The 15,155-nt window shown below is 72.5% G+C and carries 17 protein-coding genes; 1 reads left to right on the plus strand and 16 read right to left on the minus strand.

Going from position 1 to position 15,155, the window contains the following annotated elements; genetic code table 11:
• Window positions 1-95: 95 nt before the first annotated feature.
• The 13 genes from trpA to ACXKZB_RS10870 form a co-directional block, all read right to left on the minus strand.
• Window positions 96-890, minus strand: a complete 795-nt coding sequence (trpA, locus tag ACXKZB_RS10810) for a tryptophan synthase subunit alpha (protein WP_488823136.1) — start codon at window positions 888-890, stop codon at window positions 96-98.
• Window positions 887-2,101 (minus strand): tryptophan synthase subunit beta, encoded by a 1,215-nt coding sequence (trpB, locus tag ACXKZB_RS10815; RefSeq protein ID WP_123312475.1) that lies wholly within the window; start codon window positions 2,099-2,101, stop codon window positions 887-889. The genes trpA and trpB overlap by 4 nt, the downstream gene beginning before the upstream one ends.
• A 64-nt stretch (window positions 2,102-2,165) precedes the next feature.
• The gene (trpC, locus tag ACXKZB_RS10820; RefSeq protein WP_123313093.1) at window positions 2,166-2,951 is read right to left on the minus strand and encodes an indole-3-glycerol phosphate synthase TrpC; all 786 of its coding nucleotides are present in this window, start codon (window positions 2,949-2,951) and stop codon (window positions 2,166-2,168) included.
• 16 nt (window positions 2,952-2,967) lie between these two features.
• Complete coding sequence (locus ACXKZB_RS10825) at window positions 2,968-3,207, minus strand: HGxxPAAW family protein (protein ID WP_185021341.1); 240 nt, start codon at window positions 3,205-3,207, stop codon at window positions 2,968-2,970.
• Complete coding sequence (locus ACXKZB_RS10830; protein ID WP_488823137.1) at window positions 3,204-3,869, minus strand: Trp biosynthesis-associated membrane protein; 666 nt, start codon at window positions 3,867-3,869, stop codon at window positions 3,204-3,206. The genes ACXKZB_RS10825 and ACXKZB_RS10830 overlap by 4 nt, the downstream gene beginning before the upstream one ends.
• Complete coding sequence (locus tag ACXKZB_RS10835; protein WP_488823138.1) at window positions 3,866-5,410, minus strand: anthranilate synthase component I; 1,545 nt, start codon at window positions 5,408-5,410, stop codon at window positions 3,866-3,868. Before ACXKZB_RS10835 ends, ACXKZB_RS10830 begins: the two co-directional genes overlap by 4 nt.
• Window positions 5,407-5,829, minus strand: a complete 423-nt coding sequence (gene hisI, locus ACXKZB_RS10840) for a phosphoribosyl-AMP cyclohydrolase (RefSeq protein ID WP_488823139.1) — start codon at window positions 5,827-5,829, stop codon at window positions 5,407-5,409. Before hisI ends, ACXKZB_RS10835 begins: the two co-directional genes overlap by 4 nt.
• A 51-nt stretch (window positions 5,830-5,880) precedes the next feature.
• The gene (gene hisF / locus ACXKZB_RS10845; protein WP_260233020.1) at window positions 5,881-6,666 is read right to left on the minus strand and encodes an imidazole glycerol phosphate synthase subunit HisF; all 786 of its coding nucleotides are present in this window, start codon (window positions 6,664-6,666) and stop codon (window positions 5,881-5,883) included.
• Entirely contained in the window at window positions 6,663-7,502 is an 840-nt protein-coding gene (gene hisG, locus ACXKZB_RS10850; RefSeq protein ID WP_123312468.1) for an ATP phosphoribosyltransferase, read from the minus strand. The genes hisF and hisG overlap by 4 nt, the downstream gene beginning before the upstream one ends.
• 46 nt (window positions 7,503-7,548) lie before the next feature.
• The gene (locus tag ACXKZB_RS10855) at window positions 7,549-7,812 is read right to left on the minus strand and encodes a phosphoribosyl-ATP diphosphatase (RefSeq protein WP_128780142.1); all 264 of its coding nucleotides are present in this window, start codon (window positions 7,810-7,812) and stop codon (window positions 7,549-7,551) included.
• 59 nt (window positions 7,813-7,871) lie between these two features.
• Window positions 7,872-8,531, minus strand: a complete 660-nt coding sequence (rpe, locus tag ACXKZB_RS10860) for a ribulose-phosphate 3-epimerase (protein ID WP_123312466.1) — start codon at window positions 8,529-8,531, stop codon at window positions 7,872-7,874.
• A 47-nt stretch (window positions 8,532-8,578) separates the two neighbouring features.
• The gene (locus ACXKZB_RS10865; RefSeq protein WP_488823140.1) at window positions 8,579-10,153 is read right to left on the minus strand and encodes an RsmB/NOP family class I SAM-dependent RNA methyltransferase; all 1,575 of its coding nucleotides are present in this window, start codon (window positions 10,151-10,153) and stop codon (window positions 8,579-8,581) included.
• Window positions 10,150-11,085 (minus strand): methionyl-tRNA formyltransferase, encoded by a 936-nt coding sequence (locus ACXKZB_RS10870; RefSeq protein ID WP_488823141.1) that lies wholly within the window; start codon window positions 11,083-11,085, stop codon window positions 10,150-10,152. The genes ACXKZB_RS10865 and ACXKZB_RS10870 overlap by 4 nt, the downstream gene beginning before the upstream one ends.
• Window positions 11,086-11,181: 96 nt before the next feature.
• Between ACXKZB_RS10870 and ACXKZB_RS10875 the strand changes: the two genes are divergently transcribed.
• Window positions 11,182-11,637, plus strand: coding sequence for a DUF4383 domain-containing protein (locus tag ACXKZB_RS10875; protein ID WP_488823142.1), 456 nt, complete (start codon window positions 11,182-11,184; stop codon window positions 11,635-11,637).
• Window positions 11,638-11,649: 12 nt separating this feature from the next.
• On the opposite strand, the gene ACXKZB_RS10880 is transcribed toward ACXKZB_RS10875, so the two are convergent.
• Genes ACXKZB_RS10880 through rpoZ form a run of 3 tightly spaced genes read right to left on the minus strand, consistent with a single transcriptional unit; the run spans window position 11,650 to window position 15,136 of the window.
• Window positions 11,650-13,647, minus strand: a complete 1,998-nt coding sequence (locus tag ACXKZB_RS10880) for a primosomal protein N' family DNA-binding protein (RefSeq protein WP_488823143.1) — start codon at window positions 13,645-13,647, stop codon at window positions 11,650-11,652.
• Between the two features lie 8 nt (window positions 13,648-13,655).
• Complete coding sequence (gene metK, locus ACXKZB_RS10885; RefSeq protein WP_340197629.1) at window positions 13,656-14,867, minus strand: methionine adenosyltransferase; 1,212 nt, start codon at window positions 14,865-14,867, stop codon at window positions 13,656-13,658.
• Between the two features lie 5 nt (window positions 14,868-14,872).
• Complete coding sequence (gene rpoZ, locus ACXKZB_RS10890) at window positions 14,873-15,136, minus strand: DNA-directed RNA polymerase subunit omega (RefSeq protein ID WP_114849971.1); 264 nt, start codon at window positions 15,134-15,136, stop codon at window positions 14,873-14,875.
• Window positions 15,137-15,155: the final 19 nt, after the last annotated feature.

Consider the following 15,155-nt stretch of genomic DNA (forward strand, 5'->3'; position numbering starts at 1 on the left):
GGAACGGTCGCCTTTCGGAACTGACGGGGCGCGGTGTCGACGTGTCGTCGGCCCCGCTCACTGTAGCGCGGGTCGTGGGCCCGCCAGGAACTGGACTAGGAGCGGCGGGCGCCGGTGGTGAGGTCGGCGGCGCGGTCGGCGACCCCCTGCACGCCGAGGTCGGCCAGGGCCCGGACGAACGCCGAGCCGACGATCGCACCGTCCGCGTACTCGAGCACCTCGGCGACCTGCTCGGCGGTCGAGATGCCGAGCCCGACGCAGGTGCGTGCGACGCCGGCGTCGCGGAGCCGGGAGACCACGGTGCGCGCAGCGATGTCGACGCCGGCACGCGCTCCGGTGACGCCCATCGTCGACACGGCGTAGACGAAGCCGCGGCTCGCGGCCACCGCCTGCTGCATCCGCGCGTCGGAGGAGGACGGTGCCGCGAGGAACACACGGTCGAGTCCGGTCCGCTCCGACGACGACATCCACTCGGTGGCTTCGTCGGGGATCAGGTCGGGCGTGATGAGGCCGGCGGCACCCGCGGCGACGAGGTCGTCGGCGAACCGGTCCACGCCGTAGCGGAGCACCGGGTTCCAGTACGTCATCACGAGCACCGGCACGTCCGCGCGCTCGGTGATCTGGTGCACGGCGTCGAAGACCTGCGCGACCCGGAAGCCGTTCGCCAGGCTCTCCTCCGCCGCACGCTGGATGACGGGGCCATCCATGACGGGGTCGGAGTACGGCAGGCCGAGCTCGATGACGTCCACGCCGTTCTCGGCGAGGGCGACGGCGGCGTCGACACTGGTCTGCACGTCGGGGTAGCCGGCGGGCAGGTAGCCGACGACGGCACCGGCACGCTCGGCGTTGGCGGTGTCGATCGTCGTGGCGACGGTCTGGTTCGTGGTCACAGCTGCACCGCGTTCTCGTCGAGGATGCCGAAGTAGCGGCTGGCGGACGCGACGTCCTTGTCACCTCGGCCGGACAGGTTCACGAGCACGACGCCCTCGGGGCCGAGCTCCTTGCCGAGCTTGATCGCACCCGCCAGGGCGTGCGACGACTCGATCGCGGGGATGATGCCCTCGGTCTGGCTGAGCAGACGGAACGCCTCCATGGCCTCGGTGTCGGTGATCGGCGCGTACTTGGCACGACCGATCGACGCCAGGTAGGCGTGCTCCGGCCCGACGCTCGGGTAGTCGAGCCCGGCGGAGATGCTGTGGCTCTCGATGGTCTGGCCGTCCTCGTCCTGCATGAGGTACGACTTCGCACCCTGCAGGACGCCTTCGCGTCCGAGGGTGATGCTCGCGGCGTGCCGACCGGTCTCGACGCCGTCGCCGCCGGCCTCGAAGCCGTGCAGCGCGACGGACTCGTCGTCGAGGAACGCCTCGAAGATGCCCATCGCGTTCGAGCCGCCACCGACGCACGCGGCGACGGCGTCCGGCAGACGGCCGACGCGGTCGAGGACCTGCTGGCGCGCCTCTTCGCCGATCACCTTGTGGAACTCGCGCACCATCTCCGGGAACGGGTGCGGGCCGGCGACCGTGCCGAGCAGGTAGTGGGTCGAGTCGACGTTCGCCACCCAGTCGCGGAGTGCCTCGTTGATGGCGTCCTTCAGGGTGCGCGATCCGGTCTCGACCGGGATCACCTCGGCACCGAGCAACCGCATCCTGGCGACGTTGAGCGCCTGGCGCTCGGTGTCCACGGCGCCCATGTACACGACGCAGTCCATGCCGAACAGCGCCGCGGCGGTCGCGGTGGCCACGCCGTGCTGGCCGGCACCGGTCTCCGCGATGAGGCGGGTCTTGCCGAGCCGTCGGGCCACGAGCGCCTGGCCGAGCACGTTGTTGATCTTGTGCGAACCGGTGTGGTTGAGGTCCTCGCGCTTGAGGATCACCCGGGCACCGCCGGCGTGCTTCGCGAACCGCGGCACCTCGGTGATGATCGACGGACGCCCGGTGTAGTCGCGCTGGAGCTCGTCGAGTTCCGCACGGAACGCCGGGTCGGCCCAGGCCGTGCGGAAGGCTGCCTCGAGCTCGTCGAGCGCGAGGACGAGCGACTCGGGGACGAAGCGTCCCCCGAAGTCACCGAAGTAGGGGCCGTGCAGGTCGCGGAGTGAGGTCACGATGGGTCTTCCCGGGACGAGTCCGATGCACCGGGGTGGGCCGGCGGTCGGACGGGTGGAACGTTCAGCCGCGGTCGGCGGCCTCGATGAACGACGCGAGGGTGGTGGCGGGGTCGGCACCGGTGACGAGCGCTTCCCCGACCAGGACGACGTCGGCACCCGCGGCGCGGTAGTGGGCGACGTCGTCGGGACCCGCCACGGCGGACTCCGCGACGCGCACGACCCCGTCGGGGATGCGGTCGGCGAGGGACCCGAACAGGTCGCGGTCGAGCGAGAAGTCGGTGAGGTCGCGCGCGTTGACGCCGAGGATCCGCGCGCCGGCGTCGAGGCCACGGGAGACCTCGTCGGCGGAGTGCGCCTCGACGAGCACACGCATGCCGAGCTCTTCGGCCAGCGTGTGAAGCTCGACCAGCTGCTGCTGCTCGAGTGCTGCCACGATGAGCAGCACAACGTCGGCGCCGGCAGCCCGTGCCTCGACGACCTGGTACGGGTCGGCGATGAAGTCCTTGCGCAGGACGGGGACGCCGACACGGGCCTTGACGGCTTCGAGGTCGGCGAGGCTGCCGAGGAACTTGCGCCCCTCGGTCAGGACGCTGATGGTCGACGCGCCGCCGCGCTCGTAGTCGGCAGCGAGTGCGGCCGGGTCCTCGATGGGGGCCATCGAGCCGCGCGACGGACTGGCGCGTTTGACCTCCGCGAGGATCTTCACCCGGTCGCCCGGGGCGAGGAACGCGAGGGCGTCGAGCGGCGACGCCACCCGGTCGAGGTCGCGTTCGACGTCCGAGTAGGGACGGTCGACACGACGGGCGGCGGCGTCCTCGAGCGCGCCCGCGACGAGGGTCTCGAGCACGTTCGGCATGCGAGTCCTACTCGGCGTGGTGCTTGGCGACGTACTTCGGACCGTTGACGCCGTAGCCCGCCTTCGCCATGACCGCGCCGATGACCAGCCCGATGACGACGACCGCAGCAGAGGCCCAGACGCCCCACGCCTGGTCGAACCAGAAGAACAGCGTGCCTGCCGCGAATCCGATCAGCATGATCACGACGGCGGTCCAGGCGGCCGGCGAGTGGCCTTCGCCGAGTTCTGCGGGCTCAGTGTTGCTCACGGTGCTCCTCGTTCTGCTCCGGCGCCGTCGGTCGACCGACGCCCATCCGATCCTACCGTGCCGTCGGTCGGGTCGACCCCAGCACTGAGGTCGTCCCAGTCCACGACGGCGTCACGCTCGACCGGTGCCTTCGCGCGGGCGTCGGCCGCAGCGCCGGCCGTGGCCGCGCCGTACTTCCGGCTCGGGCCGGGCCAGGCACGCTGCACCACGATGACGACGATGCCGAGCAGCACGGCGAGCACGCCACCCACGATCCCGACGGCCGGCCAGAGCGACACGTCCACTCCGGACACGACACGGCGCACGGCGGCCAGGTCGCTGACCCCGGCCACCTCGCCGACCGCACCCTTCGCGGCGGCGATCGGGTCGCCGAGGGCGGTGACGCCGCTGACCACCACGCCGACGCCGAGCAGGATCTCGACGCACGCGAGCACGACGCGCAGGACCCGGCCCGCGATCGTCATCGCGAGGAACAGCGCCAGGCTCGCGATCGCCAGGGCGGTGTACTGCGGCACCACCGCGGCTCCGTCGGCGTCGACCGTCGAGGTGACCGCAGCACCTGCGTGCAGGTCCACCGTGAACCAGGTCTGCGTCCACGAGAGCATGATGACGCCGGCGACGAGCAGCCCGGCGACGACGACGATCGGGCGCGAGCGCTTCACGAGCGCACCTCGCGCATCCGGTTCGCCGTGGCCACGGCCCGCAGCGGTGCGGCCGCCTTGTTGATGGTCTCCTCGTGCTCGGTCGCGGGGTCGGAGTCGGCCACCAGGCCGGCGCCCGCCTGCACGCGGGCCACGCCGTCCTTGATGAGGGCGGTCCGGATCGCGATCGCGATGTCCGCGTCGCCGGCGAAGTCGAAGTACCCGACGACCCCGGCGTAGGCACCGCGCTTCGCCGGTTCGAGCTCGTCGATGATCTCCAGCGCGCGGGGCTTCGGCGCGCCCGACAGCGTGCCCGCCGGGAACGTCGCCCGGAACACGTCGATGGCGGACATCCCCGGGCGCACCGCACCCTCGACGCTCGACACCAGGTGCATGATGTGGCTGAACCGCTCGACCGTCATGAACTCGGTGACCGCGACGCTGCCGGGCTCGCAGACCTTCTGCAGGTCGTTGCGGGCCAGGTCGACGAGCATCAGGTGCTCGGCGCGCTCCTTCGGGTCGTCGAGCAGGTCGTCGCCGAACCGGACGTCCTCTTCCGGGGTCGCACCGCGCGGGCGCGACCCGGCGATCGGGTGCGTGATGGCGCGGCCGGACTGCACCTTCACCAGCGCCTCGGGCGAGGCGCCGACGATCCAGTAGCGCTCGTCGGCGGTGTCCGCCAGGGCGAGGAAGTACATGTAGGGACTCGGGTTCAGGGTCCGGAGCACGCGGTACACGTCGAGCGGGTCGGCCGTCACCTCGTGGTCGAACCGTTGCGAGACGACGACCTGGAACACGTCGCCGTCGCGGATGAACTCCTTGGAGCGCTCGACCGCGGCCATGTACTCGTCCGGCGTGGAGCGGTGCGTCGGCGTCGGCTCGGCGATCTCGAAGGCCTCTGCGACGGTCGCGACGCTCGGCTGCACCAGGTCGGCCTGCAGGCGGTCGAGGCGGCGCTGCGCATCGGCCCACAGGGTGTCGGCGTCGTCGGTGCCGTCGTTGAGCACGCTCGCGACGAGCAGGACGAGCCCCGTGCGGTGGTCGAGCGCGACGAGCTCTGAGACGAACGACAGCGCCTGTCCGGGCACGTCGAAGTCGGCCGGCGGCACGTTCGGCAGGTGCTCCAGCTGGCGGACGGCCTCCCAGCCGATGAACCCGACGGTCCCGCCGACGAGCGGCGGCGAGCCGGGCACCCGCGGAGTGGCCCAGCGCTCGTGCAGGCGCGCGAGGACCTCGAGCGGTTCGCCGTCGAGCGATCCGACGGCGCGCTCGGCGTCGATGCCGGTGTCGATCCAGGCGGCGCGGTCGCCGTCCTGCGTCAGGACACCGAAGCTCCGCACGCCGACGAACGACCAGCGCGACCAGAGGCCGCCCTGGCCGGCGGACTCGAGCAGGAACGACCCGGGACGGCCGTCGGCGAGCTTGCGGTAGACGCCGACCGGCGTCTCGCTGTCGGCGTACAGCGCGCGCACCACCGGGACGACACGGTGGTCGCCCAGCAGGGCCTCGAACTCCGGCCGGGAGGTCGTGTGCGGCGCGTCGGAGATCGTCGCGGTCGTCATCGGGTCGCCTCCACTGCCGTCTCGGCCGGGGCAGACGCGGTCACGTCCGTCGGCGCAGATGCGGTCACGGGCGTCAGCGGGTCGACGTCGAAGCACCGGTGCGCACCGGTGTGGCACGCCGCCCCGACCTGCTGCACCGTGACGAGGAGCGTGTCGTCGTCGCAGTCCAGCGCGGCACCGCGCACGAACTGGGCGTGCCCCGAGGTGTCGCCCTTCCGCCAGTACTCGTTCCGCGACCGCGACCAGAAGGTCACGCGCCCCTCGGTGAGGGTGCGGCGGAGCGCTTCCCGGTCCATGTACCCGAGCATGAGGACGTCCTTCGACGACTCCTCTTGCACGATGGCGGGGAGCAGCCCGTCCGCACCGAAACGTGCGCGGTCGAGGACCGCCTCGGTGTCGGTGCTGGTGCTGTCGGTCATGAGACTCCTAGCCTACGGCGGCGGATCGGCGGAAGGCGGCGGTTCGGCGCTTCAGCGGACGGCGTGGCCGGTCGCGCGCAGCGCGGCCTTGACGTCGCCCACCGTCATCTCGCCACGGTGGAAGACGGACGCGGCGAGGAGGGCATCCGCACCCGCGTCGACGGCGGGGGCGAAGTGCTCGACCCGACCCGCGCCTCCCGAGGCGATCACCGGCACGCGCGCGACCGAGCGCACCGCGGTCACGAGTTCGAGGTCGAACCCGTTCTTCGTGCCGTCCGCGTCGATGGAGTTGACGAGCAGCTCCCCCGCGCCGCGCTCGACGGCGTCACGCGCCCAGGCGATCGCGTCGATGTCCGTCTCGGTGCGGCCGCCGTGCGTGGTGACCACGAAGCCGGACGCGGTCCGGTCGGAGCGCTTGACGTCGAGCGACAGCACGACGGCCTGCGCGCCGAAGCGGTCGGCGATCTCGCCGACCAGGTCGGGCCGGGCGATCGCGGCACTGTTCACGCCGATCTTGTCCGCGCCGCACTGCTGCAGGCGGGAGACGTCGTCGACGGAGCGGACGCCGCCGCCCACCGTGAGCGGGATGAAGACCTGCTCGGCGGTGCGGGTGACCGTGTCGTACATCGTGGCGCGGTTCTCGACCGTGGCGCCCACGTCGAGGAAGGTCAGCTCGTCGGCACCCTGCTCGTAGTAGCGGGCGGCGAGCTCGACCGGGTCACCGGCGTCTTGCAGGTCGAGGAAGTTGACGCCCTTCACGACCCGGCCGCCCTTGACGTCGAGGCACGGGATGACCCGGACGGCCACGCCGCCGAGCGCCGTGGCTGCCGCGGTCACAGTCGGGCCGCGTGGATCGGGCTGACGAGGATCGCACGGGCGCCGAGGTCGTACAGGGCGTCCATGATCAGGTTCGCGTCGTCGCGCGGGATCATCACGCGCACCGCGGACCAGTCGCGGCCGTGCAGCGGCGACACCGTCGGCGACTCGATGCCGGAGGCGACCGCCGTCGCCTGCTCGAGCAGGGCGGTCGGGATGTCGTAGTCGAGCATGACGTAGCCGCGGGCGACGAGCACGCCCTGCAGCCGACGACGGAGCACGTCGATGCCCGGGATCGTCTCGTCGGTCGACACCAGCAGTGCCGTCGACTCGAGGATGACCGGGCCGAAGATCTCGAGGCCGGCCTGTCGCAGCGTGCTGCCCGTCGACACGACGTCGGCCACGGCGTCGGCGACCCCGAGGCGCACGGCGCTCTCGACCGCGCCGTCGAGCTTGACGAGCGTGGCGGTCACGCCGTGGCGGGTGAGGAAGTCCCCCACCAGGCCCGGGTAGCTCGTCGCGACGCGGACCCCGTCGAGGTCCTGCAGGGTGCTGAAGCGGCCCGGCGTGCCGGCGAACCGGAAGGTGGAGTCCGCGAAGCCGAGCGCGTCGACCTCGTGCGCCTCGGATCCGGAGTCGAGCAGCAGGTCGCGCCCGGTGATGCCGACGTCGAGCGCGCCGGAACCGACGTAGGTCGCGATGTCGCGCGGGCGGAGGAAGAAGAACTCGACACCGTTGCGCTCGTCGAGCAGGTGCAGTGCCTTCGGGTCACGCCGACCGGCGTACCCGGCTTCGCGCAGCATGTCGGACGCGGTCTCGGACAGGGAACCCTTGTTGGGCACGGCGATGCGGAGCATCAGGAGGTCTGCTTTCTGGGAGGGGTGTCGGCGGCTGATCAGCGGATCAGAGATGTCGCCAGACGTCCGCCGGGGTGAGCCCCTTGGCGACCATGAGCACCTGGAGGTGGTAGATCAGCTGGGAGATCTCCTCCGAGGTGCGCTCGTCGCCCTCGTACTCGGCCGCCATCCAGACCTCGGCGGCCTCTTCCACGATCTTCTTACCGATCTGGTGCACACCGGCATCCAGTTCGGCGACGGTGCCGGAGCCGTCCGGGCGCGTGCGCGCCTTCTCGGTCAGCTCCTGGAACAGGTCGTCGAACGTCTTCACGCGGTCCAGGCTACCGGTCTCCGCTGACGCTTCCGACGTACCGTCCGGACGGGGCGCGCTCATGCCCGCGCCCGGGCGGCCGCTTCGCGCAGGTCGGTGATGCGCTGGGCGGGTTCACCGCCGTAGACGGCTGACCCGGCGACGAGCGTGTCGGCGCCGCTGCGCACGGCCTCGGGCACGGTGTCCACCGAGATGCCGCCGTCGACCTCGAGCCACACGTCGAGCCCGGAGGCGTCGACGGCCGCGCGGGCATCGGCGAGCTTCGGCATGACGGACGGCATGAACGACTGGCCGCCGAACCCGGGCTCGACGGTCATGAGCAGGATCATGTCGTAGGCGTCGAGGTGGTGCAGCACCTGCGTGATCGGGGTGCCGGGCTTCACGGCGACGGCCGCGCGGGCGCCGTTCGACCGGATCGCGGCGGCGGTCGCCACCGGGTCGTCGGCTGCCTCGAAGTGGAACGTGACGCTCGACGCACCGGTCTCGGCGTACTTCGGCGCGTTGACGTCGGCGTCGGTCACCATGAGGTGCACGTCGAGCGGCACCGGGGACACCTGCTGCAGGCGCTCGACGATCGGCAGGCCGAGCGTGAGGTTCGGTACGAAGTGGTTGTCCATCACGTCGACGTGCACCAGGTCGGCGGTCTCGATGCGGTGGAGTTCACGCTCGAGGTTCGCGAAGTCGGCGGACAGGATGCTCGGCGAGATGCGGATCGTCACCCGACGATCCTACCGGCGCGTGGCCGACACCCGGCCCGACGCGACGCTCAGCCCACGCGGCGGAACAAGGCGATGAACATCGCGTCCGTCCCGACCCGGTGCGGCCAGAGCTGCGCCGTGTTCCCGTCCGCGATCTCCGGGTCGCGAGCGGCGACCCCGCGGACGATCGACGCGGTCTCGAGCTGCTCGAGCACGTCCCCGTGCCGTCCCATCAGCGCGTCGACCTGCCCGCGCGTCTCGGCCAGGTGCGGCGAGCACGTCACGTACGCGAGCGTCCCACCCGGTGCGAGCACTCGGACCGCGGCGTCGAGCAGCTCGGTCTGCAGCGCCGCGAGCTCCTGGACGTCCTCGGGGGTCTTCCGCCAGCGCGCCTCCGGCCGACGACGCAGGGCGCCGAGGCCCGTGCACGGCGCGTCGAGCAGGATGCGGTCGAACGTCATGCCGGTGCCGTCACGGCCGTAGCGCCTCGCGTCGCCCTCGACGACGCGGACGTGGTCGCCGAACACGCCGAGCGCGTTCCGCACGAGTCCGGCGCGCGCCGGCACGAGCTCGTTCGCGACGAGGGTCGCGCCGCCCTGCTGCGCCTCGGCGGCGAGCAGCGCGGCCTTGCCGCCGGGGCCGGCGCACATGTCGAGCCAGCGCTCGCCCGCGCGGACTTCGGACGACCGGCTCAGCGCGAGGGCGGCGAGCTGCGAACCCTCGTCCTGCACGCGCAGGCGACCGGCGGCGACGCCCGGCACGCGCGCGGGGTCACCGGAGATGCCCCGGATCCCGACGGGCGAGACCGGCAGGGCGTCGGCGTCCGGCACGGGGTCGGCGGTCCGGACGGGAGGCACGGTGCCGGTCGCGCCGTCGGCCTCCGGTTCGTCGTCGGCCGGCACCAGGGCCGCGGGGACGTCGTCCGTACCGGTCGCGTCGACGAACGCGGCATCGGCGTCATCGTCTGCGTCGGGCACCGTGCGCGCGGTCGCGGTGGCGATGTCCTCGTCGGTGGCGAGCCCGGGCAGCGCGGCGAGCTGCACCCGGGGCGCGGCGTTGTCGGCGGCGAGCAGGGCGGCGAGCTCGTCGCGGGAGCGTTCGGCGGCCAGGGCGTCGCGCAGTGCCGAGACGACCCAGACCGGGTGCGACCACCGGGTGGCGAGCAGCGCGTCGCCGCCACGGCCCGCGGTGATCTGCGCGTCCCACTCCGCGTCGGTGCGCGCCGCGATCTTGCGCATCACGGCGTTCACGAAGCCGGTTGCGCGGCGGGCACCGACCTCGCGCGCGAGCTCGACCGTGGCGTCGACCGCGGCGTGCGTCGGGGTGCGCATCGCGAGCAGCTGGTGGGCGCCGAGCCGCATGACGTCGAGGACGTCGGCCTCGATGTTCTCGGGCCGACGACCGGAGGCCAGCGCGATGATGACGTCGTAACGGCCGAGCATCCGGATCGAGCCGTAGGTGAGCTCGGTCGCGAACGCGGCGTCGCGGGCGGTGAGGCCGGCACGGCGGATGCGGGTCGGCAGCAGCAGGTTCGCGTAGGCGTCGTCGACCTGGACGGCACGGAGCACGTCGAACGCGACACGTCGGGCGTTCGCGGGGCGCGGGCCGCGGCGGGCGCCGCGGGTGTTCGTCGGCTGGCTCATGCGAGGACCTTCCCGTCCAGTTCACCCAGGCCGCGGGCCCAGGCTGCGGCGTCCATCGCCTTCTTGCCGGCCGGCTGCACCTCGAGCAGCGCCAGCGGGGTGTCGGCGGTCCCGACCAGCAGCCGGCCGCCGTGGAGTGCCAGCGCGCCGGGCGCGAGCTGCGGGGCGGGGTCCCCCGTGCCTCCCGTCAGCCGGTTGCTGCGGAGCAGCTTCACCCGGGTCTCGCCGAGGTGGGCGTACGCGCCGGGCTCGGGGGTGACCCCGCGCAGACGGGCGTGCACGACGGTCGCCGGAGCACCGAAGTCGATGCGCCCGTCGTCGATCGTGAGCTTCGGCGCGAGCGTCGGCGCACCGACCTGCTCGGTCGCGACGGCCGCGCCGGCGGCGATGTCGTCGACCACCCGGGCGACGGTCTCGGCGCCGGACTCGGCCATGGCGGCGAGGACCTCGCCGGAGGTCGCCTCCGGGTCGATGTCGAACGGGTCGGCGGCGTACACCGGACCGGCGTCGAGCGCCTCGACCAGCTGGAAGACGGACGCGGCGGTGCGGGTGTCCCCCGCCATCACGGCCCGCTGGACCGGCGCGGCGCCGCGGTACGCCGGCAGGTCGGAGAAGTGCAGGTTGACCCAGCCGAGGCGCGGGGCGTCGAGCGCGGGGCGTCGGAGCAACGCGCCGTACGCGACGATGACGCCGAGGTCGACGTCGAGGTCGGCGATGCGCGCGGTCACCGCGTCGTCGACGCGGCTGGCCTCGATGACGGGCAGTCCGAGCTCCGCGGCGACCTGCGCGACCGGTGTCGGCGTGAGCACGCGCTTCCGACCCTGCGGTGTCGGCGGACGCGTGAGGACCGCGGCGATCTCGTGGTCGGACGCCGCCAGGCGACGGAGGGTGGGGACGGCCGCAGCGGGGCTGCCGGCGACGACGAGACGCATGGGTTCGATCCTCCCACGAGCGCGCTCGCCGGACTGACCCGAACCGGGCCTCGGCCGGGTGGGTACGGTCTGCGGCACAGAACGAGAGGGGTTCCCATGTCCGACGTCACCACGTCCACCAACCGCTTCGCAGGGTCCAGCATCCAGAAGGTCGCGCTGCTCGTCGGCGTCGTGTTCCTGCTCGTCGGGATCGCCGGCTTCGTGCCGGGGCTGACCACGGGCGACCTCGGGGGTGCCGGCCACGGCTCGATGGCGATGCTGCTCGGGCTCTTCCAGGTGTCGGTGCTGCACAACATCGTGCACCTGCTGTTCGGGGTCGTCGGCGTGCTCGCCGCCGGGTACGCCACCGGTTCGAGGATGTACCTGGTGCTCGGCGGGGTCGTCTACTTCGTGCTCTGGGTCTACGGGCTCTTCACGGCCGGGCACTCCTCTGGCGCGAACTTCGTGCCGCTGAACTGGGCGGACAACTGGCTGCACCTCGTGCTCGCGGTCGGCATGGTCGCGCTCGGCGTGGTGTTCCCGCGCGAGCGTCGTCGCCCGGTCGGCGCCTGACCCGGGGTCGGGTCAGACCTCGCTGAACGGTTCGGCGTCGTCGAGCCGGACCCGCAGCGTCGGTGCCGCCCGACGCCGGTTGCCGCCCTTGAGCACCCGGCGGGTCGACGAGCGCCGGATCACCTCGGCCTTCAGGGTCGCCGCGACCTCTGCGCCGTGGGCGTACGGGAACCGCACGATCGCCCGGACCGTGCCGGGCAGGGCGTCGTCCTCCACCGGGACCGGACCGAGGACCGGACCGGCGGTCGCCCCCTCGAGGGCCTCGACCGCGGCGGTCACGGCCTCGTCGGTGCCGGTCATCGTCGCGACGCGGACCGCCGGCGGGAAGTGCAGCTCGCGGCGGTCGGTGAGTTCGTCGTGCGCCGGGCCGTCGAGCCGCCACAGGGCCATCGCGGTCGCGAGCTTGCCGCCGATGCCGACCAGGTAGGCCTCGGCCCCGGGAGCGCCCTTCGCGGCGGCGTTGGTCCAGAACCGGAGCACGTCCTCCTGTACGCGGAGCCCTTCGCGCGCGAGCATCTTCTCGCCGTCGAGCAGCAGTACGCACGCGTACCCACCGGGCACGCTCGGCTCGGCACCACGGGTCGCGACGACGACGGACGGTCTCGCGGGGACCTCGTCGAGCGGGCGTGAGCCGTCGGCCACCACGATCCGGGTACCGGGGAACGCCCGCCCGAGTTCGTCCGCGGTGCGTTGGGCGCCCTGCCCCACGGGCTTCACGGTGCCGTTGCCGCACGTCGGGCAGCGGAAGCCGACCGCGAGTGCACCGCAGAAGCGGCACTGCGGGGTGGCACCGCGGTGCGGACTGCCGAGCGGGCCGCCGCAGATCCGGCAGTGCGCCCGTTCGCCGCACTCGGCGCAGACGAGTCCGGTGCCGAACCCGGGGCTCGCGACCTGCACGAGCACCGGGCCGTGCAGGCTGGCCTCGCGCGCCGCACGCCACGCGGAGCTCGGGATGCGTGCCTGTGCGGCGTACCCCTCTGCCGAGGTCTGCTGCACGGTCGGGATGACCTTCGGGGTCTTCACCCGGAACGGCGTGACGTCCTGCAGCCAGTGGAGTTCGACGAGCCGCTGCACGTCGGTGCTGCGGGCGTGCGAGACGAACAGCAGGGCGGCACCGGACTGCGCAGCACGCACCAGCGCGACGTCGCGCGTGTGCACGTACGGCGCACGCTGCTCGATGAACGAGGCGTCGCCGTCGTCCCACATCGCGATGAGCCCGAGGTCGGTGGCCGGCGCGTACACCGCCGTGCGGTTGCCGATGGCGACGACGGGGTGCGTGCGCGCCTGCAGCAGCGCCTTCGCCCGTTGCCCGTTCGTCTGCTTGGCGTCGAAGCGCACGACGCGTTCCGGTGGCAGCACCGCGAGCAGGGCACGCTCGAGGTCGATGACGTCGCGGAAGTCCGGGACGGCGATGACGGCGGACTGCTCGGCCGCGAGGGTGTGGGCGGCCGCCTGGGCGAGCGTCGCGGCCCACCCGGGGACCCACACGGGCGCCGCGTCGGCGTCGTCCGGCGACCCGGCCAGCGCCACCGGGTGCGGCACGGCGGCCACCGCAGCGCGGTCGTGCTCCGCGATCACCCCTTCGAGCATGCCCTCGGCGTAGCCGGTCACCGGCGGGGCGATCACCGGCGGCGGCGACCACGACGGGTCGCGCGCGAGCCAGGCCTTCTCGGCCCGGACCTGCCGCGTCGGCACGGCCAGGCGGAGGACGTCGGACGCCACACCGGCGGCGCGGTCGGCCACGGCGCGGGCGAGCTTCCAGATCTCCGGCGCGAGGACCGGGACGGGTGACACCAGGGTCTCGATCGCGCTGAGCTCGCCCGGGTAGTCGCCCTCGTCGACGATCTCGACGACGTATCCGTCGGACATCCGGGCCCCGGTCCGGAGCGGGACCTTCACGCGGACCCCCGGCACGCAGTCGTCCTCGAGCTCGGCCGGCACCCGGTAGTCGAACAGACGGTCCAACTGCGGGAGCGGCGAGTCGAGGACGACGCGCGCGACGGTGGTCACGCGGTGCCTCAGACGGCGGCGGTCAGGAGCCCTGCGGCGGCGCGGAGCTCCTCGACGCGGTCGAGCTGCTCCCAGGTGAACCCGGGCAGTTCGCGGCCGAAGTGCCCGTAGGTCGCGGTCTGCGCGTAGATCGGACGGAGCAGGTCGAGGTCGCGGATGATCGCGGCCGGACGCAGGTCGAAGACCTGGCGGATCGCGGCTTCGATCGTGGCGTCGTCGACGTGCCCGGTGCCGAACGTCTCGACGTAGAGCCCGACGGGCTTGGCGCGGCCGATCGCGTAGGCGACCTGCACCTCGAGCCGGTCGGCGAGCCCCGCGGCGACCGCGTTCTTCGCGACCCAGCGGAGGGCGTACGCCGCAGAACGGTCGACCTTCGACGGGTCCTTGCCGCTGAACGCGCCGCCGCCGTGACGGGATGCCCCGCCGTAGGTGTCGACGATGACCTTGCGGCCGGTGAGTCCGGCATCGCCCTGCGGGCCGCCGATCTCGAAGCGACCGGTCGGGTTCACGATGACGTCGACGTGCGACGAGTCGAGGTCGACGAGGTCGAGCACCGGACGGATCACGTGCTCGGTGATCGCCGCTGTGAGCTCGTCGAGCGTGACGCTCGGCGAGTGCTGCGTGGAGAGCACGACGGTCTCGACGGTCTTCGGCACGACGCCGTCGTAGCCGACGGTGACCTGCGTCTTGCCGTCCGGGCGCAGGAACGACAGCTCGCCGGACTTGCGGACGGCGGCCAGCCGCTCGGCCAGGCGGTGTGCCAGCCAGATCGCGACCGGCATGTACTCGGGGGTCTCGTTCGTCGCGAAGCCGAACATGATGCCCTGGTCCCCGGCACCCTGACGGTCGAGCGGGTCGACGGCGCCGGTGCGGGAGTCGAGCGACTCGTCGACGCCCTGCGCGATGTCCGGCGACTGCGCGCCGATCGACACCTCGACGCCGCACGTGGCACCGTCGAAGGAGACGTCCGACGAGTTGTAGCCGATGCCCGTGATGACGTCACGGACGAGCTTGGGGATCTCGACGTAGCCTGAGGTCGTGACCTCGCCCGCGACGTGCACGAGGCCGGTCGTCACCATCGTCTCGACGGCGACCCGAGCGTTCGGGTCCACCGTGAGCAGCGCGTCGAGGATGCTGTCCGAGATCTGGTCGCAGATCTTGTCGGGGTGCCCCTCGGTCACCGACTCGGACGTGAAGAGGCGCAGAGCAGCTGCAGTCACCGGGATCAGTCGGAGGGCTGCTGCTGCTTGGTGACGGTGAGCTTGTCCTCGTTGATCTCGTGCAGAGCCACGGACAGCGGCTTGTCGTCGATCGTCGAGTCGACGAGCGGGCCGACGTTGTCGAAGAGCGAGCCCTCGTGCAGGTCGGCGTAGTAGTCGTTGATCTGGCGCGCGCGCTTGGAAGCGAAGATGACGAGCGCGTACTTCGACTCGACCTTGCTGAGCAGGTCGTCGATGGGCGGGTCGATGATGCCCTGGGGGTTGGCCATGGAGTCTCCTCGTCGTCGG

Source organism: Curtobacterium sp. ABR8 (assembly GCF_057812125.1).